Below are 22,271 nucleotides of genomic sequence, written 5' to 3'. Positions count from 1 at the left end.
CATCTATGAACCACGCGTTGCGGTGCGGCGCTGGGAGCATCGGTGGTGGCGCCGCCCCAACGGGGGATTTTATCGAAGCCTGTTTCATCGACGCGGCACGTGCGCCGTTCGCTCAAGCGCAATCTTAGCGGCGGATCGTGCAGTCCAAGGATCATCCGAGACCTCGCAACCAGCATTTGAGTCGCGCGTCTTAATCTGGTCGGTGAAGGTCTTTTCTACGAGCCAGGTTAATTTTCTGTCTCCATAAAGTGTCGCGCTCTCGGAGCGGGCTTGGAAGGAGCGTTGGGTGTCCCGCATGCCTCCAAAGCTGCTACGGCTTTGTTGGCAAGCGCAATCGTTTCTTCGCAAGCAGCCGGGTCGGCGATTGATTGGCATCCGCCGCCATTATTGACACGCGCAATGGCGTTGCGCACCTTCTCGAGTGCCGCACCGGGAGATCCGTTGTCCGAAATGAGCGCCGCTAAATTAAACGCGCTCCCTGCCGGGGTGACGACCCAGTCTGGACAAGCAGGCTTCGCGAGCGCGCCGACGGCAACGAAGGTTAGAAGAAGGCCAGCTCCCGGCCAACGGCGGGGCGATAGCGCAGATGAGTCGAGCATAAGCACCGCCAAGGCCGGCTATTGGTGAGCTGTAGGATTCGGAACGCCATGACATTTATTCTGATTAATTTGCTTTAAATGGAGTATTGTCTTCATTCGAAAAGTATTAATGCAGGCTACATTTATGGTAGCCGATGAAGAGGCCAATGCAAGGAGTCGGCCGAGAAATCGAGCCCTGATCCGTCGGCACGAGATTGCGCCACTTACAGTTGGTTACAAGGGTCCAGCGTCCTGCGAGCGCCCCGTTGGCCCATCAGTCGTCTCGTCAGCAATTCCCCTTTTTAGCTTGTCCAGGTGGGCAGAAGCCGTTGCCCGGACCGCCTTGGGGCCCACCCTGCGGCACGACGACCACGCCCGGCGAATCAGGCACATAGAGCGCACAGCCGCCCAACAGGGCGGCACTCGTTATCAGGAGACAGAAGATTTTTTTCATGGGGTTCCTCGAGGAAGGGCATTCGCCCTTCCTTCATCACGTAATGATCGTCAGAAACTGAAGTTGACGTTGGCCTGATCGGCTGTCGATACATTGACTGCGGACGATTGGGTCGCCCCGCTCACGCTATCGGCTTCCGCGGTGTACTGTCCGGCGGCACTCCCAGCGGAAAGCGCAACCGGCAGGTTTCCCGTATAGGTGCCAGTAACTGGCGCGGCGGCGGGCAGGTTCAGCGCGTAGTTGCCGGTATCCAGGTTGGCGTTCGCGGTCGTGATTTCATAATTTAGACCGCTGATCGATTGCAGCGCTCGTACGATGGCCTGCGCACTGACCGGCAGAACTGTCCCGCTTGCGACGTGCATCGCGGAGGGCGGCAGCACGATCGGTGCCGACGACGTGGCCACGACTGTCGATGTATTCACAACGACCGGCACCGAGCGCACGATACCCGTCGCAACGTTATTCTGCACGATGACGACATCATAGTTGCCGTTGGTGGAACTCTGCTCGAGCGGCGTCAGGACGAACTGTCCGTTGCTGTCGGCAACGGTGCCCTTGATGACGTGGCCGTTCTGCTCCGCATAGACAGCGGCTCCGGCTTCGCTTGGCGCGACATAGCCAGAGATCGTGCCGCTCACGACCGTCGGCGTCGCTGTCACGACCGGCTTCAGACTGTACGAGCCGTTACCTTTCTGGACGATCGATTTGCACGCGTTGAAGTCGAGTACGAGATCGACCAGTGTGTTGGGCTGGACCGTGAACGGCCGGATGATCTTGTAGCCGCTTTGCGTGGCGCTTGGCGTGTCAAGCGGCTGCTCGCTGCCACCCGTTGGAACAATCGAATTCGCCAATGCGTTGCCCTGATTCTGCGCGAGCACCAGACGAACCTGTTGATACTGGCCAGAGGGCAACGCGGTTTGTCCGAGGTCGGCCAGCACGCCGTTGGTCAACGACAGCAGATCGATCTTCTGCGGACTCGCCAACGCCACGTCAGTCCAGCCGCCGTCAGCGTCACCGGCCTGCGCGTTCGTGTTGACGCGAACCTTGCTGACCGTCACATAGACATGATCGAAGCCGCATGACGGGGAGTCTGTCATCTGGACATGGAGCGTGCCAGTGGCCGTGCTGCCGCCATCGCCACCTCCGCCTCCACATGCGGCAAGCGCGAGTGGAAACGCCAGCATGCACGTCAGCGTTCTGAGTATCGTTTTCATGGGGAATCCTCCTTCATTGTTGTGAGCTGAAGAATACGGAAACGCCCTGTAAGTGAATCGAATAAATTGCAACGATCAGTAACCAGAATGTTTGGCAAACTGCTGGCGTGCCGGGAGAAACCTTGGGCGCCAATTTGCATGTGATGCAGCGTGCATCCGCAGTGCCTGGCCAATGCGCAATTGCGCTCGCTCGACAGCCTGCTGCCGCATCAGGGAGAACGCGAGGCCCGGATCTCGAATAAATTCACCCTCGGGCAGCAGTCAGTACTCGCTAATGGCTCTGATTAGCTGAATAGGAGATGCGGCGATTCCCGATTGCCCGTTTCAGTGCTTCCCCAAGCCGGTAAGCCGCGGATCTGACAGGAGATAAGACATGAAGAAATTTCGCGTACTTCTCGCGTCGCTGATCATCACGGGTATGCTGGCCGCGTGAAATCGGAAGGTTGCCATTCAGATGGGCACATCCCCATCCAATTCCGCACCCGTATTGTCTGAATCCGTATCTTCCGCGACGTGCATTCCGTAAGCGACCATTCGCCGATACAGCGTGCCACGCGAAATGCCGAGGGCCGTCGCTGTTTCTCCCAGCCGGTAATCGTGTCGCAGCAAAGCGGTTTCAATGACACTGCGCTCGGCTTGTTCACGTATACAATCGAGCGTCGCTGTTCTTCCGGCCGTCTGCGATTCGAGGTCGAGATCGAGATCTCGGGCTGTCAGCAGCCTGCCTTCAGCCATGACTAGCCCACGGCGCACGCGATTAATCAGCTCGCGCACGTTCCCCGGCCAGTGGTACTTGTGCATTGCGTCTATGGCCGACGGCGTGAAGCCGTGAATCTTGTGGGTGCTGTCGGCTTTGTACTTCTGCAGGACGTAGTACGCCAGGACTTCGATATCCTTACCGCGCGCGCTCAGCGGTGGTTCGTCAACGCGCAGCACGCACAGGCGATGGAACAGGTCGGCGCGGAAACGCCCTGCGAGTATGGCGGCCTCGAGGTCGACGTGGGTCGCTGAAATGATGCGTATGTCGACGGGAATCGACTCGTTGCCACCGAGCCGTTGGATTTTTCCTTCCTGTAGAAAGCGCAGCAGGCCGGCTTGGGTCTCAAGCGGCGTGTCGCCAATTTCATCGAGAAACAGGGTGCCCCCGTTCGCCGATTCGATGCGGCCGATCCTGCGTTCGTGCGCGCCAGTGAATGCGCCACGTTCATAGCCGAAAAGTTCAGATTGCAAAAGATGATGTGGAATCGCGCCGCAATTTATCGCAACGAAAGGCGCTTTTCGGCGCGGTGAGCACCTGTGAATCGCGAGGGCGGTGAGTTCCTTTCCGGTACCTGATTGGCCGGAGATAAACACGCTGGCGTTCGTGTTTGCGACCTTGCGGATGGTGCTGAACAGCTGTTGCATTGCTTCGCAGGTGCCCACCATCGTATTGTCGTCCGTGACCAGGGCGCCGGTGGCCGTATCGACGTAGTCCAGTGCCGCCATCCCTCGCGCGTGGCCAAGCGCATGCGAAATCCACTCGGCCGGCAGCGGCAGCGTAACGTAGTCGAAACAGAAGTTGCGAATCAGTTCGCGAACCGCCTTGCTTGCCGATTTGCCCTCAGCAGTGATTGCCACCCAGCCGATCGTAGTCTGGCTCAGACATGCCTTCAGGGTAGGAAAGTCGCGCGGCGTAAAACCGTCGAAATCTATCAGGCCCGCGGCTACGCCACATTTCTTCGTCGCAGCCTCGGCTCCGGCGGCGGTTTTCGCCAGGACGACTTCCCAGCCGACTGAACGTATTTCTTCGATCAGCGCTTCGTCGGGTGCGCGAGCGACGCAGATCACCCGGCGCTGGGTGTCCGGCTGGAGTGGGGGGGCGCACTGCGCCGAGTCGGCACTCACGCAGGAACTCGTTCGAAAATGGTCGGGTGAATTTGCCATGACACTCCCCCTGTCCTACTTTCTTTTTTCATTGCCCGCCTGACAATCGACAGCGCAACGACGTTTGGTATGTCGATGCTACTCGCTGTGAACGCCAAAGAAAATAGTCTTGATACTGTTGCTCCAGCGTCGTGGTCAAAGATCATGTACAGGAATAACGTCCCGACTTGCTGATGGGTAAATGCGTACTTATACCTGGGAAGTCAGATTCGATGCACATCGCCGATGTCCGACGCGCGTCATGCCGTCTCGTGTGTCCCTTGCTGTCTAGGCCGTTTGATCACGTGCTAGCCCCCGCTCAACGTGGGGAGCAGAATCCTGTAGATGTGAATAAACGCCGGACCCAGCAGGACAGTAAGAAGGGCAGGAAAGATGCAGAAAATGAGTGGGAAGAGGAGCTTCAACGCGATCTTCGAGGCCTGCTCTTCGGCACGCATCCGGCGGCGTGTGCGCAGGGTGTCAGAAAGTACGCGCAACGAAGAGCCGATGCTGGTGCCGAAACGTTCGGCTTGAACCAGCATTGCGCAAAAGGCGTCGACATCCTCCACGCCGGTGCGCAGAGAAAGGTTGCGTAGCGCTTTCTCCTTGGTAAACCCGGAGCGCATTTCCAGTAGCATCAGTTGGAGTTCGCTTGCGACCACTGGGCTTCGCAGTTCGATTTCTCCCGCCACTTTCACTAGCGCCGCGTCGAGGCCGAGACCCGCTTCGACACAGACTGTGAGGAGGTCGAGCGCGTCGGGAAAATCTTCAAAAATTGCACGCTTTCGCCATGCGATGCGACGCGTCAGCACGAAATTCGGCAGGTAATAGCCGATCGCGCCGAGCAGGGCGAGCAGGGCCATCGACATGTACTTCTGCGCCGCGAGTGGCGTACTGGCGAGCCACGCAAGCGCAATCAGCGGCAACGCGAGCGCAAGCACGGTTTTCGCGGCGAAGTAGAGTGCTGCGGCCCCCTGCGTGCGCCAACCTGCGTTCATCATTTGCACGCGCAGCGCCGAGTTTTCCCAGCCCTCAACGGGGACCGATAGTTTCGAAATCGGCTGTGAGATCTCAGCGAGCTTTTCGAGCCATGCTGACCCAGTTGGCATGTTGCCTTGTTCTGATATGGGCAGGTTGGCTCCTCCTGCCTGTTCGATCCGCCGACGCATATCGCGCGGAGAGAACAGCAGCATTGCCGCGAATACCGCGCCGAACACCAGCGCGAAAAGGCCGGCCAGCAACAACATATGCATCGAGTCGAGCGTTTGCATGAACAACTCCTAAATATTCTGTTCCGCGGCGAGCATGTGAGAAGCTCTATCAGACGCGAATTTTCACGATGCGCCGCATCCACAGCACGCCGAAAAACATGGAGAACACCACAGCCTCTATGATTTTGATGCCGGCCGGGTCCTGCCACAGTACGTCGAGGAAAGTCGGGTTCAGGACCATCATGAAGCCCGCGGTGGCGAACGGAAGCAGGCCAAGTATCCACGCCGACAACTTGCCTTCGGCCGACAGCACGCGGATCTTGTCGAACAGCTTCAGCCGTTCGCGGATCAGCATTGCAATGCCGTCCAGTATTTCCGCCAGATTGCCACCCGTCTCCCGCTGAATGAGGACCGCGATCACGAAGTAACGCAGATCGCGGATCGGTACGCGTGTAGCGAGGTTCATCAAGGCCTCGTTCAGTGAGACGCCATAGTTGATTTCGTCGAACGTGATGCGGAATTCAGCACCCATCGGCTCGGCGAACTCAGAGCCGACCATGCCGATGGCGCTGGAGAACGCATGTCCGGCGCGTAGCGCGCGGCTAATCATGTCAGCGACATCGGGCAACTGGCGTTCAAGTTGACGCAGCCGCTTGCTGCGCCGACGGCTCACATGGAGAAACGGCAGTACCGATGTGCACAGGGCCGCGAGTACCGCGAACATTGTCGGTACGGGCGTGAATGTGGCCAGAGCGAGTACGGTTGCAGGCAAAGCGAAGGTCGTACCGATCAACCGCGCAATCGACCACTTCAGTCCGCTTTGCTGAATCCACAGGTCGAGCGTCTGGATGCGAGGCATTTGCATCAGCAGCTTGTCGAGCAGTTCCGACTCGCTCAACATGCGCTGCTTCAGGATCGTCAAACGTTCCTTGTGGACCTGACCTCCAGCGGACAATGCGCGAATACGTGATTCGATTCGGCGGGCTGCAGGGCCGTGACGATTGTTCCACCACTGGTACCCGCCCTCGAGTGCGAGAACGACTGCGAGGAACAGGAAGACGGCGAATGCGTAGAAGATCGGGTTCATGCAGGTCTCCTTAGACCGCGCGATTCAAAAAGAGCGGATCGGTTCAGCCGGATCACGTGGTTTCAAAGTGCCGCCCCGGGTCGTAGGTCTGGTCGGGCAACGCGACGCCGAATGCCTGCAAGCGTTCGGCGAACTTTGGACGTACGCCGGTTGCGCAAAACCGCCCACGCACGATACCGTTCTCATCGACACCGGTTCGCTTGAACGTGAAGATTTCCTGCATGTTGACGATGTCTCCCTCCATGCCGGTGATCTCCTGGATGCTCACGATCTTGCGTCGGCCGTCGGTCAACCGCGCTGCCTGAACCACAACGGAGATGGCCGATGAAACCTGCTGGCGCATGGTTTTGGTCGGCAGCGACAGGCCCCCGAGGTTGATCATGTTTTCGAGGCGTGTCAGCGCATCGCGCGGGGTGTTCGCGTGAATGGTGGCAAGCGATCCTTCGTGACCGGTGTTCATCGCGTTGAGCATGTCGAGCGCCTCGGCTCCGCGCACCTCCCCGAGGATGATGCGATCTGGTCGCATCCGCAGGGCATTGCGCACCAGCGTGCGCTGCGTGATCTCGCCACGCCCTTCGATATTCGGTGGCCGCGTTTCGAGCCGCAGCACGTGCTGTTGCCGCATTTGCAGTTCCGCCGCGTCTTCGATCGTCACAATGCGCTCATTGTCCGGAATGAAGCCCGACAGGACGTTGAGCAGCGTCGTCTTGCCGCTGCCGGTTCCCCCCGACACCAGAATGTTCACCTTCGCGCGCGCCAGTGCATCGAGCACCTCCGCCATCGGCGGTGTGAGGCTCTGCAATTCGATGAGGTCGGAGATTTGCAGCGGATTGACCGCAAACCGCCGGATTGAAAGCAGCGGTCCGTCCACCGCGGAGGGCGGAATGATTGCATTTACCCGTGAGCCATCTGGAAGCCGTGCGTCGACCATCGGGCTCGATTCATCGATCCGGCGTCCCACGCGCGACACGATCTTCTCGATCACCTTCATCAGGTGTGCGTCGTCGTAGAACTTCACGTCGGTCAGTTCGAGTCGGCCTTTTCGTTCGACGTAGGTGTGTTTGTACGTGTTGACGAGAATGTCGGATATCGTCGGGTCGCGCAGCAGGCTTTCCAGAGGACCGAACCCGAACATCTCGTCGTAGACGTCGATCACCAGCTGCCGCCGTTCGAGATCGTTGGCCGGCGCCTTTTCTTCTTCGAGAATGCGCGTAATGAGCGCACCGATTTCGTGACGGACCTGCTCAGGCGGCATTCGCGCCAGGCGTTCCAGTTCGACTCGCTCGAGCACGCACTGATGTATTTCGCGTTTCAGCGTCTGATAAGCGGTCCGTGCCATGTGGTTTGGCGAGTGCTGCCCGTTTTCGCGTTCGCCGAACGGCTGCACGCGTTGAGCGGAAATCTGTTCACGCAGCGACATGATGGTCTCCTATGGTGTCTGTTACATAGCCTTGAGCTTCGGTGCCGGGCTGCGTCCGAAGAAGCGGCTGAGCAGCGGCTCAGCCTTGACGCGCGCCTCTTCGGATCCCGCTGAAAGGCTGACGATGTTGTTCGCGAGCGCAAGCAGACTGCGTGACACCGCGCTGTTGTGGCTCAGCTTCGCTACCGGCACGCCGTGATTGACTGATTCCGACACGGTGTCGGCGTCTTCCGGGATGATCTGATAGGGACGCATGCCGAGAACCTCCTCGAGCGCGGTCCGTGCGCGTTCCTGATGGCGCGTGTACCGGTTAAGAAGCAGCCGCGTACGGTCAGGCGGATACGCGAGCGACGCCAGAATCTCCTGGAGACGGCGGCCTGCACGTACATGCGGCATGCTCGCCTGCAAGACGAGATGGATCTGATTGCTGCGGTCAAGCGCTACGATGGAGAGCGGATTGATCGATTGTCCGAGATCGAAGATCACCATGTCGTAGCGCGGAACGGCGACGCCCAGAATCCATTCGAGCCTTTCTTCCTTGATCTCCGATGCCTTGATCGGATCGCCCGCGCCGGCGAGGATATGAAAGGTGTCGCTCACGTGCACGAGGCAGGCATCGAAGAAGGCCGCGTCCATCCGCTCCACCTGCGCGCACACCTGCGGCAACGTCGACGGTGGTCTTTCGTCGGTGACCAGAAAGGCGGCATCTCCGTAAAGCTGGTTGAGGTCGATCAGCAGCACGCGTTTTTGCTGGCTATCGGCGATCGCATGAGCCACATTGCTGGCGATGAAGCTGGTGCCCGCTCCGCCCTTGCAGGACAGGAATGAGACGATTTGCGTTTCATGTGTGCCAGTCAATGCCAGTTGACTCTCGATGCGCGACAGCGCCTCACAGAGCGAAGCCTTGTTGAGCGGCCAACCGAGCACGTCGCGAAAACCGGCCCGCATGGCTTCGATCAGCGTCTGCGGCGACGCATCTGGAATCAGCAGGATGGATGTGACCTGGGAGCGTCGATTGCACAGCTTGCCGACGACCGGAAGCTCGGCGGTTTCGAGTGACACTGCATCGACGATCAGCACGTCGAAGGCGTCCAGACTGTCGCCGCGTTCAACGAGCGAGGATGGTCTCCCGGCCACGCGGGTCGTGCGATAGTTGCCGCATTCACCGATCAGATTCACGATTTTGGCCAATCGCGTGGCGTCTTCCGAAGCAATGAGAATATTGATCATGGTCGTGGCTGCCTGGGTGTGTTGTGTTATTGACAGACGGCGCCGCCCGTCGACGTTGCGAGACTTTCGCGCGGCAGGGTGGTCGTGAGCGGTGGCATCTTTAGCGTGAGGGGCACGAACGGAATCATGGTTTTCACGCTGACGTTGGTGACGCTGACGGTGACCAACGTGCACGTGCTGCGTGCCGTGGTGGCGTCGGAATCGCAACCGGACGGTGTATACGTGACGGCCACATTGGATGCGGCGAGCAGAGGCAGCAGGCTTGTTATCCTGCTTTTGATCACCGCGGCATTGGCGTCGCAAACCGTGGCGGTACGTGCGCCGAGGCGGACCGCTTCACTCGCCGTGTTCCAGTAAAAGAGCACGCGGCCCATTTCGCAAATGCCGATCAGTAAGGTGCACAAGATGCCTGCCACCAGCGCGAATTCCACCACGGCCGCGCCGCGTTGTGCGCGCAGTCGCGGTGACCGGGAAAGAGGGCTCGGATTCATGACACTTGCCTCATCACGGTGACGATGTTGCCGAACGTCAGTTGCGACAGATTGAAGTAGGTCAGGATCGGTGAGTACGGATACCCCTTGATCTTGACCTCGACGAGGTTGATGCTGCCGGCTGCGTTCGAAGGACCGGTTCCGTTGTCGTTGTCGTACGTCGGGACGTTGGTGAACTGCGCGGGGTCCGAGGCATCGGCGCAATTGGTCGTGTGAGCACTGTCGCACACGACCACCATCGCGGTCGTCAAGCCTGCTACGAGCTCCGCGCCGCTGCCCGGCGCCGCGCAGGTCGTACTGCCGTAGACGGCGAGGCACTGCGCCTGTGCGAGCGGGTAGGCGCTATCGGACGGCAGGTAAGTCGACAGATAGCGAGCAGCATTGCGGGTGGCCTTTGTGAGCGCTTCGTACTGGTAAATTGCGTGGCCAAATTCGGCCACGCCGGCGACGAGCGTCACGAGCGGTATCAGCACGATGGCGAATTCCACTGCGGCGACACCGCGCATGCGAGCTGGACGGCTGGAGCGTTTGGTCATGACAGTCCCCTATTGAAGCAACACTGGTACTTGCGGCCCGACCGAGCTGCCGGAACCAGGAACACCCTGCGTCGCACACGGGCTTCCCGGCGCCGACGACGAACCGCGGTACTCCAGATGGACCGGGCCCGGGTTGCCACCGGAGTCCATCGGGTCAAGCATCAGCACACAGTCCCAGGAAATGACCGGAGCCTGGTGGCTGCTTGCCAGCACCCCGCAGTCCAGTTCGGGCGCAAGCGCGAGACGCCGGTCGGCACCGAGCGGGTAGTTGCTCGCGCTGTATGTACCTTTGGTGTTGGAGCCGGAGAGCGTGTCGCCCTGGTAAGGCTGAAACGTTTGACGTTTGCTGACGAAGTTGCTGTATGCGTCCTTCAGCGTGGGCCACGACGTTGCGGTGTACGCATATCCGGTGAAGTCGGGTGCGCCGTCGGCTGGCCCCTTGTACGAGGTGCCGTAGATCCCGAAGCGTGTGTTCCAGGCGCCCGAGTCGGCGACCATGTTGCCTGCCGAGCCGATGTTCGCGCCGGCAGCGGGCAGAGCGCAATAATTCCCGGTTAATTCATTCTTGATGGAATTGGCGCTATTGCTGCCGTCGAGGGCGGCCCATCCAAAGTTGCCAGGGCCGAACGCCGGCGACGCACCGGTTTTTGACGCGATCCACTGGCCGACCGTATACGTTTCGCCTGCTGTCGGTGGCGTGGTTTCGGTTCCTGCCTTACAGATGAACGCCGGAATCGCGCAGGTGGTTTGCGCGGCGCCGACAGTTGCGACGGCCGTGGCGGAAACGGTGGCATTCGCTATGCTCGTGCCGCTGAACGCGCCAAGCACCTGTATGAACCAGTTTGCGATATTGGCTTTGGCTGTCGTGCATTTTGCGTACTTGATGTTTGCCGGCGTGGCGACGGAGCTCTTGGGCAGGAACGGATTGTTCAGCGAATCGCTGAACAGCACGCTGCTGTCTGTTGTCATCTGCACGGCGCCGCTCTGGAACAGCGCGTAGTTGAGATGGCCGGCAGTCATGCCGGCCGCCTCGGAGACAGACAGATTGACTGTTGCACCGGTGAGATCGCGTGCGGCGGCCAGCGCACAGGCATCGGCGCTGTTCTGCAACTCGCTTCGGGTCACATACAGCTTGCCGAGATCGAGTGCAAGGCCGACGAAGCCGATCAGCGCCACGAGCGACAACGCGACGATGATGGACACTGCGCCGCGCTCGCCTCGACGAGCTGCACCGCACCTGCCAGATTGATTGACGCTACGCATGTTGCCCCCCGGTGCATATTGTTCTTATTGACCGCTGGCCCCGCCGCCCCCGCTTCCGACGCCGATGACAAACGCGTTCGGCGAGGGTGCGGGTTGTTGAAATGACTTGTCGTAGTTGCCCATTGCCGCTGCGGCGGATTTGCCGTCCAGACCCTGAGCCGACTGCGCATGTTGAGCCGCGTGCGGATCGATGATCTGCGCCTGAGTGACGGATTTGAGTGCCTCGCCAAAATGCGCGTCCCAGATCGGTGTGCTGGACATGCAACCGCCCAGCGCTGCGCAGACCGGCACGATGAGCGTGGCCCAGCGTGCGAAAGCAAAGTGTTCGTGTTTCATGAGATTCCCCTTGGCATCACATCAATGTTCGATCGCGTGATTGGAAGCGTCCGCGTTCGCGACGTCTTGCCGACCCTTGCGGGAGGCGATCCCTGCCGCGGCGCTTTCGATGCGGGTGGCGCGGGCCGTTTTTCCGGTCTCCGCGGATGGCGGTGTGTCCGCCGGGCCCGTAGTCCCGGCCGTGGCATCCGGCATGAGGCGCGGCCGGTCGGCGCCGAGCGCTGCCGCTTGCGCGCTGGACTGCGGCGACGCCGTTGCGACGGGTCCGGTTGGCGGTTGCGGCGCCGGTGCGGGCGAGGGCAACGGCGCCGGTGGGTTCACCGAAGCCGGGGCTGGCATGGGTGAAGCGGCCGGAGGAGTGCCGGCAGGCGCGGTACGCATTTTCGGGTGACGCCCTTCCATGTTGCCGGTTGCGTAGACGTCAGCCTCGTTCGGCTGCGAGAAGCTGTCAGTCGGCAGTGGCAGGTCGGCAGTCTGCAGCGGCTTGACGAGATGCGGCGTGATGATGAACACGAGTTCCGTGAGGTCCTGCTGGAATGACGTGCTGCGCGCCAGAGCGCCGAGCACGGGCACTTCGCCGATGCCGGGAATGGCTTTCAGCGCGCCTGTCACATTGCTCTTCATCAGGCCGCCGATCGCAAACGACTCGCCGTCGCTCATCTGGACCATCGTGGAAGCACGGCGCGTCGTGATGAGCGGCAGAATCGACACACCGCTGACGTTGGTCGCGCTGAGCGTGATGCCGGTCGGCGACAGCTCGGATACTTCAGGTGCGACCTTCAGGCTGATTCGGCCGTTGGCGAGCACGGTCGGCGTGAACTTCAGGCCCACACCGAACTCTTCTTCCTGCAAAGTGATGGTCGTCGCCCCCGTGCTGCTGCTTTGCGGCACCGGAATGAAGATTTTCCCGCCTGCGAGGAACGTGGCCTCCTGGCCGCTGATGGCGACGAGGTTCGGTTCGGCAAGGATCTTGACGAGGTCGTCCGTCTTCTGCGCATCGATGGCAAAGCTCAATGGGCGGTTGTTCGCCTTGCTGCCCGAAATGAGGCTCGATACGCCGGCCAGCAGGTTACTCACGAGCACGCCGCTCCATGAGCCGAAGCCGCCCTGAATGTTGAGCGCCGAGCCCAATTGGTTGATGAGCGTTTTCGACACTTCGGCGACCTTGACTTCGAGCATCACCTGTTGCGGCGCGTCCACCGTCATCATGTTGATCACCTCGGCCGGCTTGCTGGTGCTCGAACTCTGCTGGTTCACGTTGGTCCCGTTGCCAAGGGTGCCGGACCCGTTCTGCGATTGCTGGGTCGGCTGTGCGCTCGCAAACGCCTTCGCGATCTCAAGCGCCTGTTGCGCCGACGGCGAGCTCGACACGTGCCCCCCGAGAACCAGGTTGCCCGCAGCGGTCGATACACGGATGCCACGCTCGTCGGGCAACAACTGCCCAAGCGATTGCTGCAAGCCGTTGGCGTCGATGTTGACAATCACGTTGATAATCTGACATCCGCCGCTGCGTCCCTGAACGATCATGTTGGTCGTGCCGACAGCCATGCCGACAAGGTAGAGTGTGCGTGGCGACACCAGCGTGGCTTGCACGATCGTGGGGTTGCCGAGCGTACGGTTGCGTGCCGGTTCTGCGAGAGGCAGGAGTGTCGACTTCCCGACCGGCACGACCACGCTGGTTTCTTCGTGAACCTCGCCACTGCAGTTCGGGCCGCGCAGCGGCACGGATGCGCCGGCTGCCCCGCCAGCCGGCATGGGCGCCATGCTGACCATCATCGGTATTGGCGCACGGCCTGCCGGCAGCGGCGTATTCGGTCGGGCCTTCTCGAGCGCAGGGCCCTCGACCGCCTCCTGCGCCGTGCCACTTTGTGCAACGAGCAATCCGGTGCACAACGCCGAGGTGAGAACGACGCCGCTCAGCGAACGGCTACGCATCGCACCACCGGTTGAGAACCTCAGTTTCGTTTTCATTTTCCTGCCCCCGTTTCTCGACTTCGGTCGATCGAGACTTCAGTTATTTGCCTTGGTTGAGTCAACTGCGGCGGCTCGACTTCGCAGATGCCGCCGCGTCCGCCCTAGAAACATTCCACACTGCCCAACGCACCCGAGAGCACGCCGACGCAATCTCGCTTCGCCGCTGGTCGTGCGGCGTAGTGCACGCGCGCCGGCCGCGCGGGCAAAGCTGCGGGTGCCGAGGCTGGTGCGGCTACCGGCGTGCCTAGCAGCGTGATCTTCGTGGCGCCGCCGGTCGGTAGCGTCGCCTTGTCAACCTGGTTGCGCAGCACCAGCGACAACGTGCCGACGCTGCGCGCCAGGTCGAGTTTTTCTGCCTGGTCAGGCGAGACTTCAAGCGTGACCGCGTTGACGACCTTTGGCGCCGTGTCGTCGCGATTGACCTGCTGGGCCACGGCGAGCACGAGGATCTTTTCCAGCACGATCTTCGAGATGCTTTGCTGAGCGTCGCTCTTGCCCGGCTCCTGGGTATTCACGATGACGTCGACGTAGTTGCCCGGCAGGGCGAAGCCCGCTACGCCGACCACATCGTTGACGCGGACCGTGATGGCGCGGTTGCCTTCACCGATGACGGCGGAGAGGCCGCCCTTGGTGCCGATCGGCGCGAGCTTCGACTCGATCACGGGTTCGCCGCGACCGAGACTCGCACGCACCACACGGCCCTCGAGCGCTTTCGGATCCGTGAACGCGCCAGGCGGCACACTTCCCGTCGGCCAGTTGACGGTGCGAATCAGATTTGCATTGAGCGGCTCGCCGAGACTGACGTCGCCCGCCGCGACCGCGATGGGCGTAACCGCGTTCGACGAGGTTTGTATCAGCCATCGAGAAGCAAAGACTACGGCGGCCAGACCGGCCACCATGGCGACGGCCAACATGACTAAAGCGCGACTGTTTTTCATGGTGATACTCCTGCGTAGGTCATTGGATACTTGCCGGTCAACCGACTGCCAACTGCTGGCCCGGCCGGTCGGTCATAGGTGGGTAAGTACTGTCGTGGTCCATCGCGGTGCCGAAATAGCTGTGCCATGCTTCGCGCAGTCCTTCCCCCGTCACTTCCCGCGCCGCGCCGCGGTAGTGCACCGTGGCGGAGACCAGACTGAGCAGATCGCCTGGATAGCAGGCCAGGAACGGTTTGCCGCTCGGCAGATGCAGGTTGTGCAGCAGGTAGTCGAATGAGGTCTGCACTGCAGTGAGCTTGAGGGCAGCGCAACGCGCGTTGAAGACGGCGCGATAGTCATCGACCGATAAGGGGCCGACGTACAGCTTCGAGCCGAGACGACGCAGGAATGCTTCGTCGAATTGTGTCGGAGCGAAATTGGTGGAGAACACCGGCCATACGTCGAAAGGGGCAATGAAGCGCGAGCCGGATTGCAGCGTGTACTGATCGACGCCCCGATCGAGCGGCATCAACCAACGGTTGAGCAGGTCGTGAGGCGCGATGCGCTGGCGCCCAAGATCATCGACGATATACAGCCCCATGTTTGCTTTCATGTGCGGCGGCGCCTGGTAGAAGCCGGCCGTGGCGTCATGGCGCAGGTCGAGCGCTTCGAGCGTCAGTTCGCCGCCTGAGATCACTACCGGGCGGCGGCACATGCGCCAGCGCCGGTCCGCCACCTGCGTCTGACTTTGCTCGGGCGCATCGCGATGCACGAGTGGGTCGTAAAGCTGCACGATTTCGCCGCCGACGTAGAGCGCGTAGGGAATCGGCACATTGCCGCGCAGCAGCAGTCCGAGACGCTCGGCGAGGAAGGTCTTGCCGCTGCCCGCGAGGCCGTGCAGCATCAGGGGGCGCCCAGCATTGAGCGATGTCGCCGCTGCGTCGAGCAGCGCGTAATCGATGACCACGTCGCGAAAGGCCGAACTTACATCGCCTTGCGTGATGCGGACCCGACGAATCGAATGTTCGCGCACGCTTGCTGCATAGCCGTCGAACGCGACGGGAGCAGGGCCGCAATATCTGCAGCGTGTCATTTCGTCTTGTGCGAGGTTGCGGCCACTGTCCGTGAGGCGAAGCTGCACGTCGATGTCATTGGCACCACGGTGGGTGATCTCGACCAGATGTTCGCGCACGAGAAATGCCAGCACGTCGTCCAGTACGCCCACCGACAGCTTGTGCCGCTCGGCGAGATCCGCGAAACTCGACTTGCCGTGCAGCAGGACGGACTTGAGTACGAGCCGCGCCACGAACTCCTGTGGCAGTCCGGTCTCTGTGAGCGTGCGCGGAGCACGCAGCGACACGGTGGATTCCTCCGCATGACGGCTGTACGACGGCGCAGGATCGGGGAGGTGCGTAACCTGTGCGACACTCCCGCCTTCAATGTTCTGCTGGTTCATCGCTCTGTTCTCCTGGACCGGTTTGCGACCGGCATCACAGGCTGTAAAGTTCTGGCTGTCCATGCTGGCGGCAACCCCGGATTTCCTCGGCTATGCAGCCGATGCGAACAACACACCTAATGTGCCAGCGGCAATGGCGACACCGTAGGGCAGTGATCCAACCGATTCGATCTGCTGGTACTGAGGATTCCCGGCCATCTGTCGTCCGGGGCGCCACGCGCTGCTTACAATGCACCAGAGATTCACGAACAGTTGCCTTGTACGACCGCGACGCAGGGTGACGCATAGCGACCAGATCCCACCAACAACGAATGTTGCCAAGGCGATACGGACGGTCATCGCCGGCCCGACCCAGGCGCCGATCGTCAGGAGCAGTTTCACGTCGCCGGCCGCCATGCCCCGTAGCAGATAGAAGGGGAGCAACACCGCGAAACCGGTCAGGGCACCCGCTAACCAGTGCGCACTACCGGCAAGCGGACCGTTCAACCAGACCTGCACGAGAAATGCAGCGGCGAGGCCAATTGCGATGATGCGGTTCGGAATCCGACGGCATGTGAGATCCGTGCTGGCCGTTACGATAGCCAGGGCGATCACGCATGCCGGAATGGGTTGTGGGGGCAGAAACATGGCGAGTCTCGATTCGGTTCGTCTGCGTTTATCCAAGCGCCGTCGCGACTTTGGTCGCAATGCGCTGATAGAGATTGCCCAAGGAGCTGCCAAGCGTGGCGATCGCGCCGAGGATCGTCACTGCAATGAGCGACCCGATCAGTGCGTATTCGATCGAAGTGACGCCGCCGTCATCCCGCAGCAATTGCCTTGCAATGGCTCTCCATGCGTACATGGCTATCTCCCGAATTGGTTCGTCGTCGGATTCGCTCGACGGTGGAACACCCAGCGATTCCCGGGAAGACGGGAGAGACGGAAATCCGCTCACCCGTCAAATCCCGTCTCTACAGGTCGTTTCCGATCGTGGTGAACACCGCGTTCAGATCTGTCCCGACTAGCGTTACGGCACCGATGATCACCACCGCAATCAGCGAGGCGATAAGGCCGTACTCGATGGCCGTCACACCTTGTTCGTCCGACACGAAACGTTTGATGCGGGCTGCGTCAATCCGGAAGGACTGCATCAGCGTAACGAGTCGTGCCCCTTCTCTCATCGCATTCATTGCCCTCTCCTGTGTAGGTTGTAGAGCGCTGTCAGAATGGAAGGCCCGGCGGAGACGGACGAATCAATGCATCGACATCGTCCGTCGGCGCATGGCTTACAGATCATTCCCAATCGTCGTAAAGACCGAATTCAGCTTGTTGCCGACGGTCGTTACGGCGCCGATGATCACGACGGCGATCAGGGCTGCGATCAGTCCGTATTCGATGGCGGTTACGCCGTCTTCGTCACGAACGAAACGCTTTGCATGGTCGATGATATGTTGCATGGTCAACTCCTTTGGATAGCTAATTAAAAGCCATCGGCCTGAATTGGCTGATGGAAGGTACTACGGGCACTGCGAAAAAGAAGGGTGCAGAGTCTAGATCGACCACGCCGGAGCGCACACTGATGCGTGCGAGCCGATCTGGCCGGAAGAGCTGCTGCGAGTGAACAGATTGCGGAGCGTATGTCTGGCGAGACGCCAGGCATAGGGTCCGTGAATATCGTTGGCGGCGCGATGATGCGCGCGGCGAATGAACGACGTGGGTGCTGCAGGGAACGTGAGACCGGTGTCGCCGTAGCGACGGCAATCCTGTCGTTTTATTTGATTGATCTTCATGTCTTGGTCCTCGACTTCTATTGCTCGTTATTGGCTTCCGGCCTAAGCCGGAGCCCGCTAGTTAGTCGGCGACCACCATCTGTTCTCCTGCCATCCGCGCTGTCTTGATAGTTGCAGCTGCGTATGTGAAGAAACTTCCCCGTGGCTGACTCCAGTTGCGTTTTTCAGGATCTCCCTTGCACCTGCTGCCTGAATCGCAACGGTCGTCACGTCGTCGACTTCCGCGCTCTTTCCTTTGCAAGCACCGGGCCAGCTTCTCAAAACGCGAGGAAATACGGGCGTGAGGCCAGTTTCATCATGGTTCGCTCTCGTCCTTGGCGCACAGGTTGGCTCTAATCTGCAACAATTTCCGGAGGAAATCGGTCCGGTAAAAAATCCCGCAGAGGCCCGCCGTTCCTTGCGCAGCGGTAAATGTCTTGGGACTTACCCTAGTCCGGTGCGAACGCTTGCGTCGACGAAATCGGCGGCATTTCCATAGTCCTCTGAGTCCAAATCGTTTCAAAGTTGAAACGCGTCACATCCAGGGCAGGAAAAAACGTGTCGAATTTGACCCGTGGCGCGCGTTTTTGACGGGTGCCGCTGCCTGTGAGGAAAACGATGGCTTGAAAGTCAACGTATTTCCTACAACAATGAATCCGACCACAAGCGTGCGATGAACCATTCGTTCGCTTAGGAATAGAAACAAAAAAATCAGATAGACCGGATGAAAAAAAATATCCGGCTTTCGTGCGAGGCGGGGATCATGTACTTTTCAGATCGGGGAGCGTTCGGCGCCGAACGTCGCATCCATAGTTGGCTGACACGTGAACGCGTGCTGCTGTACAGCTGCGCGATGCTGGTGATGAACATCATCGTACTGGCGGCATGGGGTTGGTCCAGCAGCGGTTTCATGGCAACCGATGTCACCCGGCCGGGCGTCGACTTCTCGGTGTTCTGGACCGCGTCGCACATGATGTTGAACGGCTCACCGGCGGCGGTCTACGATTACCCTACTTTTGCACGGGCAGAATCAGCGCTTTTTGGTGCGTATGTGAATCATGGCTTTCTGCCGTGGCTTTATCCGCCAACGCTATTGCTGCTCGTCACACCGCTTGCTCTTCTGCCTTACACCTTTTGCTATTTATTGTTCGTGTGCGTCAGCGCCTGGTTGTTCGCTACAGGCACGCTAGCTGTCAGCGGTATTTCCGCGCACTTTCGCCGCCCGTGGATTGCGATGCTCGTCGTGCTGGCATACCCGGGTGTCTATGTCGCAGCCGTCATTGGACAGAATGCGCTATTGACCGCTGCGCTGATGGCCTTCGCTGTTCGCTGGGCCGAGAAAAAGCCCGTACTGGCCGGTATCTGCATCGGCTTGCTGGCGATCAAACCGCAATTGGCGGTGCTGTTTCCAGTGGTGCTGATCGCTGCGCGTGCGTGGAGAACCATGTGGGTAGCGGCGATCAGCGCAGCGGCGTTTGGAGCACTCAGTGTGCTGGTGTGTGGCACTCAATCGCTCCACGCGTTCGCAGCCAGCACGAGCTTCGCGCGGGAGATGGTGCTCGAGAGCCGCATGCAGTACTGGTTTGCTTCTCCGACCCCGTTCGCCGCGTTACGCCTCGCTGACGCGTCGGTCACCATGGCTTATGTCGCGCAAGGCGGCGTCGCACTGATTGCGGCGGTGGCCGCATGTTATGTGTGGAAACTCACAGACGATCTGCGTCTGCGAGCCGCCGCGTTGGCCGTGGCGACAATGCTTGCCAACCCCTATCTATGGTTCTACGAATTGACCTGGCTCGGCGTGGCGCTTGCCTGCCTTGCGGTATGTGGTCTGGAAAAGGGCTGGCGGCGTGGCGAGCAGGTCATTCTGGTGCTGGCGTGGCTGCTGCCGCTATACGAGTACGTCAATCGGCTGATGCAGCTGCCGCAAGTCGGGCCGCTAGTCCTGTTGATCGTTTTGCTTACTATCGTTCAGCGTGTGCGGCTCGATAAGCAGGAGGCGGCATGAACATGAACGTGTTGCGCCGCGCGTCGCGCAAATGCCGGCCGTTTCCTCCATTGCACGCAGCGGGGCCGGCGAGGCGTCCGCATTGGCTCAACGCCAACCGTCTGCGGCTATACCCGATTATCGTATTTGGATGCTATGCGTTGTTCATCGCAATCTATCTGATCCGGCTGAGCCGGCAGAATGAGGTGAGCGGCATCAGTCCATTCGTCGTTGATTTCCTGCCGTTCTGGAGTGCAGCAGTTCTTGCATTGCACGGGCACGCAGTCGACGCGTACAACATTCAGGCGCTGTCTGTCATCGAGATCCGCACGGTGCCGTACCTGGGCACCGTCAACGGCATCCTGCCGTGGCTGTATCCGCCAAACACGCTGCTGCTGATCGTTCCGCTCGCGCTGCTTCCGTATAAGGCAGCCGCGGTGTTATGGCTCGGTGGCGCATATGTGCTCTTCGTAAAGGTGATCCGGGCCATCGTGCCGGACCGGCACGCCATGCTGCCGGTGCTGTTCTTTCCTGGTGCGCTTTTCGTCATCAGCGTCGGGCAGAACGGTTTGCTGACAGCAGCGCTTGCTGGGTCTGGCCTTGTGTGGTTGCGCACCCGGCCGGTTGCTGCAGGGGTCTGTCTGGGCCTGCTCTGCATGAAGCCACAACTGGTCCTGCTGTTTCCGCTGGCGTTACTGTGCTCGCGTTCGTGGCGCGCGCTCGCCGCTTTCTTGCTGACGGCCGGGACCACACTTGCGTTGGCTTTGCTTGCGTTCGGCGCGGATACCCTAACCGCATTCCTGCATAACACCGGAATTGCCACTTACAGCATCGAGTCAGCGCACGCCACGCTGGCACGCGTGCCGACTGTATTCGCGTTCGCTACATTGGTCCATGCGCCGGCTGTGCTCGCCTACGCAGCGCAAGGCGCGTGCGCATTGCTCGCCGCAGCTGCCGTCTGTTACGCCTGGAGCCGGGAATGCGCGTATTCACTGCGCGCGGCAACGTTGATCTGTGCAAGCCTGCTCGTGAGCCCCTATCTCTACGACTACGACCTCGCATGGTTCGGTGTCTTGATCGCGTGGTATTGCCGGCATGCGCTGGTCGCGGGTTGGGAGCGAGGTGAGCGGGAATGGCTGGCCGTGCTCTGGGTCGCCCCGCTTGGGGGCATGTTGATCGTTGCCTGCGGGCTCTTCCAGTTCTTGCCGTGGATCTCGCTGACAACGCTCGGACTGTTGGTGCGGCGCATCGTGCTGGAAGGACGCGCGGCCCCGGTCTTCCAGCGTTATGGGGTCGAGTGACGGCCGTTAAAAAAGAGAAGGAAACGGCGGTAGTCAACGTGCGCGATATGCGTTGAAGGCCCGGACCGGCTCATGACATCAAATCGGATTTACGGGGAGGCAATCATGTTTGAACAAAATAATATGCAGCTGATTTCAGTAGTAGTGCCGTTCTACAACGAAGGCGAGGCGGTCGGTCAATTCTTTAGCGAAATCGTTCCGGTGCTCGAGGGGATCGCGTCGACGCGGTTCGAAATAGTCTGCGTCAACGACGGCAGCAGCGACGGCACGCTCGATAAGTTGATCGCTGCCAGCGCGCGCGATACGCGCATCCGTGTGATCGATTTGACGCGAAACTTCGGTAAGGAGGCGGCGCTGACGGCCGGGATCGACGAGGCGTGGGGCGATGCGGTGATCCCGATCGACGCGGATCTGCAGGATCCGCCGAGCTTGATTCCCGTCATGATCGAACATTGGAGGGAGGGGGCGGAAGTTGTCGCTGCCAAACGGACCAATCGGGCGTGCGACACTTTCGCGAAACGTACCGCCGCCGCGATCTACTATCGTGTTCACAATGCCCTATCGGAAGTGAAGCTTCCGGAAAACGTCGGTGATTTTCGCTTGATGGACCGCCAGGTCGTCAACGCATTGCGAAACCTGCCGGAGCGGCGGCGCTTCATGAAGGGACTCTTTGCTTGGGTCGGCTATCGGACAGTGATCGTCGAGTACCAGCGCGAACCACGCAGCGCTGGTCATTCGAAGTTCTCCGGATGGCGCCTGTGGAATTTTGCGCTCGAGGGCATTACGAGTTTCAGCACCGTGCCGCTGCGGAGTTGGAGCTATATTGGGCTTGCGATCGCCACGGTGGCTTTTGTGTATGGCGGCTTCATCATCGGGCGCACGCTTTGGCTCGGCAACCCAGTGCCGGGCTACGCGTCACTGCTTTCCGTGATGCTGTTCCTGGGCGGTATCGAGTTGGTGGGAATCGGCGTGGTCGGCGAATACATCGGCCGAATCTACTACGAGACAAAAGGGCGGCCAGTCTATCTCGTGCGCCGCCGCTATCAGGAAAATAGCAAGGTCAGCACGCTGCCTGTCGGGCGCAACAGTTCACGCGTGACGAACACATTACGGCTCGAATCCTCGCGTAAGCGCGTGCGCTTCGCTGGACGTTGATTTGTGGAGGTATG

General features: G+C 60.4%; 21 protein-coding genes. 3 read left to right on the top strand and 18 right to left on the bottom strand.

The features are described from left to right. Positions 1-1,082 precede the first annotated feature (1,082 nt). The 18 genes from P0D70_RS10220 to P0D70_RS10135 all read right to left on the bottom strand — a co-directional run bounded on the left by P0D70_RS10220 (position 1,083) and on the right by P0D70_RS10135 (position 17,838). Positions 1,083-2,246 carry a DUF4382 domain-containing protein gene (locus P0D70_RS10220; protein WP_408184351.1) on the bottom strand — a complete coding sequence of 388 codons (1,164 nt, stop codon included), beginning with the start codon at positions 2,244-2,246 and terminating at the stop codon, positions 1,083-1,085. A 450-nt stretch (positions 2,247-2,696) separates the two neighbouring features. After that, positions 2,697-4,169: a sigma-54 dependent transcriptional regulator gene (locus P0D70_RS10215; RefSeq protein ID WP_408184350.1), complete on the bottom strand. Its 1,473-nt coding sequence runs from the start codon at positions 4,167-4,169 to the stop codon at positions 2,697-2,699. 287 nt (positions 4,170-4,456) lie between these two features. Continuing rightward, on the bottom strand, positions 4,457-5,419 hold the full coding sequence (locus tag P0D70_RS10210) for a type II secretion system F family protein (protein WP_408184349.1): 963 nt from the start codon (positions 5,417-5,419) through the stop codon (positions 4,457-4,459). A 49-nt stretch (positions 5,420-5,468) separates the two neighbouring features. Further along, positions 5,469-6,446 carry a type II secretion system F family protein gene (locus P0D70_RS10205; protein WP_408184348.1) on the bottom strand — a complete coding sequence of 326 codons (978 nt, stop codon included), beginning with the start codon at positions 6,444-6,446 and terminating at the stop codon, positions 5,469-5,471. 52 nt (positions 6,447-6,498) lie between these two features. Next, positions 6,499-7,866 (bottom strand): TadA family conjugal transfer-associated ATPase, encoded by a 1,368-nt coding sequence (locus tag P0D70_RS10200; protein ID WP_408184347.1) that lies wholly within the window; start codon positions 7,864-7,866, stop codon positions 6,499-6,501. 21 nt (positions 7,867-7,887) lie between these two features. Beyond that, positions 7,888-9,096, bottom strand: coding sequence for a CpaE/TadZ family protein (locus P0D70_RS10195; protein ID WP_408184346.1), 1,209 nt, complete (start codon positions 9,094-9,096; stop codon positions 7,888-7,890). Between the two features lie 26 nt (positions 9,097-9,122). Beyond that, entirely contained in the window at positions 9,123-9,587 is a 465-nt protein-coding gene (locus tag P0D70_RS10190) for a TadE/TadG family type IV pilus assembly protein (RefSeq protein WP_408184345.1), read from the bottom strand. Continuing rightward, positions 9,584-10,093 carry a TadE/TadG family type IV pilus assembly protein gene (locus P0D70_RS10185; RefSeq protein ID WP_408184357.1) on the bottom strand — a complete coding sequence of 170 codons (510 nt, stop codon included), beginning with the start codon at positions 10,091-10,093 and terminating at the stop codon, positions 9,584-9,586. The genes P0D70_RS10190 and P0D70_RS10185 overlap by 4 nt, the downstream gene beginning before the upstream one ends. Before the next feature lie 39 nt (positions 10,094-10,132). Then, positions 10,133-11,386, bottom strand: a complete 1,254-nt coding sequence (locus tag P0D70_RS10180; RefSeq protein WP_408184344.1) for a pilus assembly protein TadG-related protein — start codon at positions 11,384-11,386, stop codon at positions 10,133-10,135. Between the two features lie 24 nt (positions 11,387-11,410). Next, positions 11,411-11,722 (bottom strand): hypothetical protein, encoded by a 312-nt coding sequence (locus P0D70_RS10175; RefSeq protein ID WP_408184343.1) that lies wholly within the window; start codon positions 11,720-11,722, stop codon positions 11,411-11,413. A 21-nt stretch (positions 11,723-11,743) separates the two neighbouring features. Then, the gene (locus tag P0D70_RS10170) at positions 11,744-13,693 is read right to left on the bottom strand and encodes a type II and III secretion system protein family protein (protein ID WP_408184342.1); all 1,950 of its coding nucleotides are present in this window, start codon (positions 13,691-13,693) and stop codon (positions 11,744-11,746) included. Positions 13,694-13,797: 104 nt separating this feature from the next. Beyond that, entirely contained in the window at positions 13,798-14,634 is an 837-nt protein-coding gene (cpaB, locus tag P0D70_RS10165; protein ID WP_408184341.1) for a Flp pilus assembly protein CpaB, read from the bottom strand. 37 nt (positions 14,635-14,671) lie between these two features. Then, positions 14,672-16,069: a DUF8689 domain-containing protein gene (locus P0D70_RS10160; protein ID WP_408184340.1), complete on the bottom strand. Its 1,398-nt coding sequence runs from the start codon at positions 16,067-16,069 to the stop codon at positions 14,672-14,674. 90 nt (positions 16,070-16,159) lie between these two features. Then, the gene (locus P0D70_RS10155) at positions 16,160-16,696 is read right to left on the bottom strand and encodes an A24 family peptidase (RefSeq protein ID WP_408184339.1); all 537 of its coding nucleotides are present in this window, start codon (positions 16,694-16,696) and stop codon (positions 16,160-16,162) included. A 28-nt stretch (positions 16,697-16,724) separates the two neighbouring features. Continuing rightward, positions 16,725-16,910, bottom strand: a complete 186-nt coding sequence (locus P0D70_RS10150; protein ID WP_408184338.1) for a Flp family type IVb pilin — start codon at positions 16,908-16,910, stop codon at positions 16,725-16,727. 109 nt (positions 16,911-17,019) lie between these two features. Beyond that, positions 17,020-17,199, bottom strand: a complete 180-nt coding sequence (locus P0D70_RS10145; RefSeq protein WP_408184356.1) for a Flp family type IVb pilin — start codon at positions 17,197-17,199, stop codon at positions 17,020-17,022. A 135-nt stretch (positions 17,200-17,334) separates the two neighbouring features. Further along, positions 17,335-17,505 (bottom strand): Flp family type IVb pilin, encoded by a 171-nt coding sequence (locus P0D70_RS10140; RefSeq protein WP_408184337.1) that lies wholly within the window; start codon positions 17,503-17,505, stop codon positions 17,335-17,337. A 93-nt stretch (positions 17,506-17,598) separates the two neighbouring features. After that, positions 17,599-17,838, bottom strand: coding sequence for a hypothetical protein (locus tag P0D70_RS10135; RefSeq protein WP_408184336.1), 240 nt, complete (start codon positions 17,836-17,838; stop codon positions 17,599-17,601). 742 nt (positions 17,839-18,580) lie between these two features. Between P0D70_RS10135 and P0D70_RS10130 the strand changes: the two genes are divergently transcribed. From P0D70_RS10130 to P0D70_RS10120, 3 genes are all read left to right on the top strand, one after another. Further along, positions 18,581-19,822: a glycosyltransferase family 87 protein gene (locus P0D70_RS10130; protein WP_408184335.1), complete on the top strand. Its 1,242-nt coding sequence runs from the start codon at positions 18,581-18,583 to the stop codon at positions 19,820-19,822. Beyond that, the gene (locus P0D70_RS10125) at positions 19,819-21,102 is read left to right on the top strand and encodes a glycosyltransferase family 87 protein (RefSeq protein WP_408184334.1); all 1,284 of its coding nucleotides are present in this window, start codon (positions 19,819-19,821) and stop codon (positions 21,100-21,102) included. The genes P0D70_RS10130 and P0D70_RS10125 overlap by 4 nt, the downstream gene beginning before the upstream one ends. A gap of 105 nt (positions 21,103-21,207) precedes the next feature. After that, positions 21,208-22,257 carry a glycosyltransferase gene (locus tag P0D70_RS10120; protein WP_408184333.1) on the top strand — a complete coding sequence of 350 codons (1,050 nt, stop codon included), beginning with the start codon at positions 21,208-21,210 and terminating at the stop codon, positions 22,255-22,257. The last annotated feature ends 14 nt before the right edge of the window (positions 22,258-22,271 follow it).

The organism is Paraburkholderia sp. RL17-381-BIF-C (genome assembly GCF_046026435.1).
In the GTDB taxonomy this organism is placed as follows: Bacteria; Pseudomonadota; Gammaproteobacteria; order Burkholderiales; family Burkholderiaceae; genus Paraburkholderia.
Note: the sequence above shows the minus strand (reverse complement) of the source record. Positions and strands in the feature narration are given on the sequence as shown.

Coding starts and splice junctions, on each gene's coding strand:
- P0D70_RS10130 (WP_408184335.1), top strand. CDS start 18,581: ATGTACTTTTCAGATCGGGGAGCGTTCGGCGCCGAACGTCGCATCCAT.
- P0D70_RS10155 (WP_408184339.1), bottom strand. CDS start 16,696: ATGTTTCTGCCCCCACAACCCATTCCGGCATGCGTGATCGCCCTGGCT.
- P0D70_RS10120 (WP_408184333.1), top strand. CDS start 21,208: ATGTTTGAACAAAATAATATGCAGCTGATTTCAGTAGTAGTGCCGTTC.
- P0D70_RS10145 (WP_408184356.1), bottom strand. CDS start 17,199: ATGCAGTCCTTCCGGATTGACGCAGCCCGCATCAAACGTTTCGTGTCG.
- P0D70_RS10140 (WP_408184337.1), bottom strand. CDS start 17,505: ATGCAACATATCATCGACCATGCAAAGCGTTTCGTTCGTGACGAAGAC.
- P0D70_RS10215 (WP_408184350.1), bottom strand. CDS start 4,169: ATGGCAAATTCACCCGACCATTTTCGAACGAGTTCCTGCGTGAGTGCC.
- P0D70_RS10205 (WP_408184348.1), bottom strand. CDS start 6,446: ATGAACCCGATCTTCTACGCATTCGCCGTCTTCCTGTTCCTCGCAGTC.
- P0D70_RS10185 (WP_408184357.1), bottom strand. CDS start 10,093: ATGCGCGGTGTCGCCGCAGTGGAATTCGCCATCGTGCTGATACCGCTC.
- cpaB (WP_408184341.1), bottom strand. CDS start 14,634: ATGAAAAACAGTCGCGCTTTAGTCATGTTGGCCGTCGCCATGGTGGCC.
- P0D70_RS10180 (WP_408184344.1), bottom strand. CDS start 11,386: ATGCGTAGCGTCAATCAATCTGGCAGGTGCGGTGCAGCTCGTCGAGGC.
- P0D70_RS10160 (WP_408184340.1), bottom strand. CDS start 16,069: ATGAACCAGCAGAACATTGAAGGCGGGAGTGTCGCACAGGTTACGCAC.
- P0D70_RS10195 (WP_408184346.1), bottom strand. CDS start 9,096: ATGATCAATATTCTCATTGCTTCGGAAGACGCCACGCGATTGGCCAAA.
- P0D70_RS10190 (WP_408184345.1), bottom strand. CDS start 9,587: ATGAATCCGAGCCCTCTTTCCCGGTCACCGCGACTGCGCGCACAACGC.
- P0D70_RS10150 (WP_408184338.1), bottom strand. CDS start 16,910: ATGTACGCATGGAGAGCCATTGCAAGGCAATTGCTGCGGGATGACGGC.
- P0D70_RS10210 (WP_408184349.1), bottom strand. CDS start 5,419: ATGCAAACGCTCGACTCGATGCATATGTTGTTGCTGGCCGGCCTTTTC.
- P0D70_RS10175 (WP_408184343.1), bottom strand. CDS start 11,722: ATGAAACACGAACACTTTGCTTTCGCACGCTGGGCCACGCTCATCGTG.
- P0D70_RS10220 (WP_408184351.1), bottom strand. CDS start 2,246: ATGAAAACGATACTCAGAACGCTGACGTGCATGCTGGCGTTTCCACTC.
- P0D70_RS10200 (WP_408184347.1), bottom strand. CDS start 7,866: ATGTCGCTGCGTGAACAGATTTCCGCTCAACGCGTGCAGCCGTTCGGC.
- P0D70_RS10125 (WP_408184334.1), top strand. CDS start 19,819: ATGAACATGAACGTGTTGCGCCGCGCGTCGCGCAAATGCCGGCCGTTT.
- P0D70_RS10170 (WP_408184342.1), bottom strand. CDS start 13,693: ATGAAAACGAAACTGAGGTTCTCAACCGGTGGTGCGATGCGTAGCCGT.
- P0D70_RS10135 (WP_408184336.1), bottom strand. CDS start 17,838: ATGAAGATCAATCAAATAAAACGACAGGATTGCCGTCGCTACGGCGAC.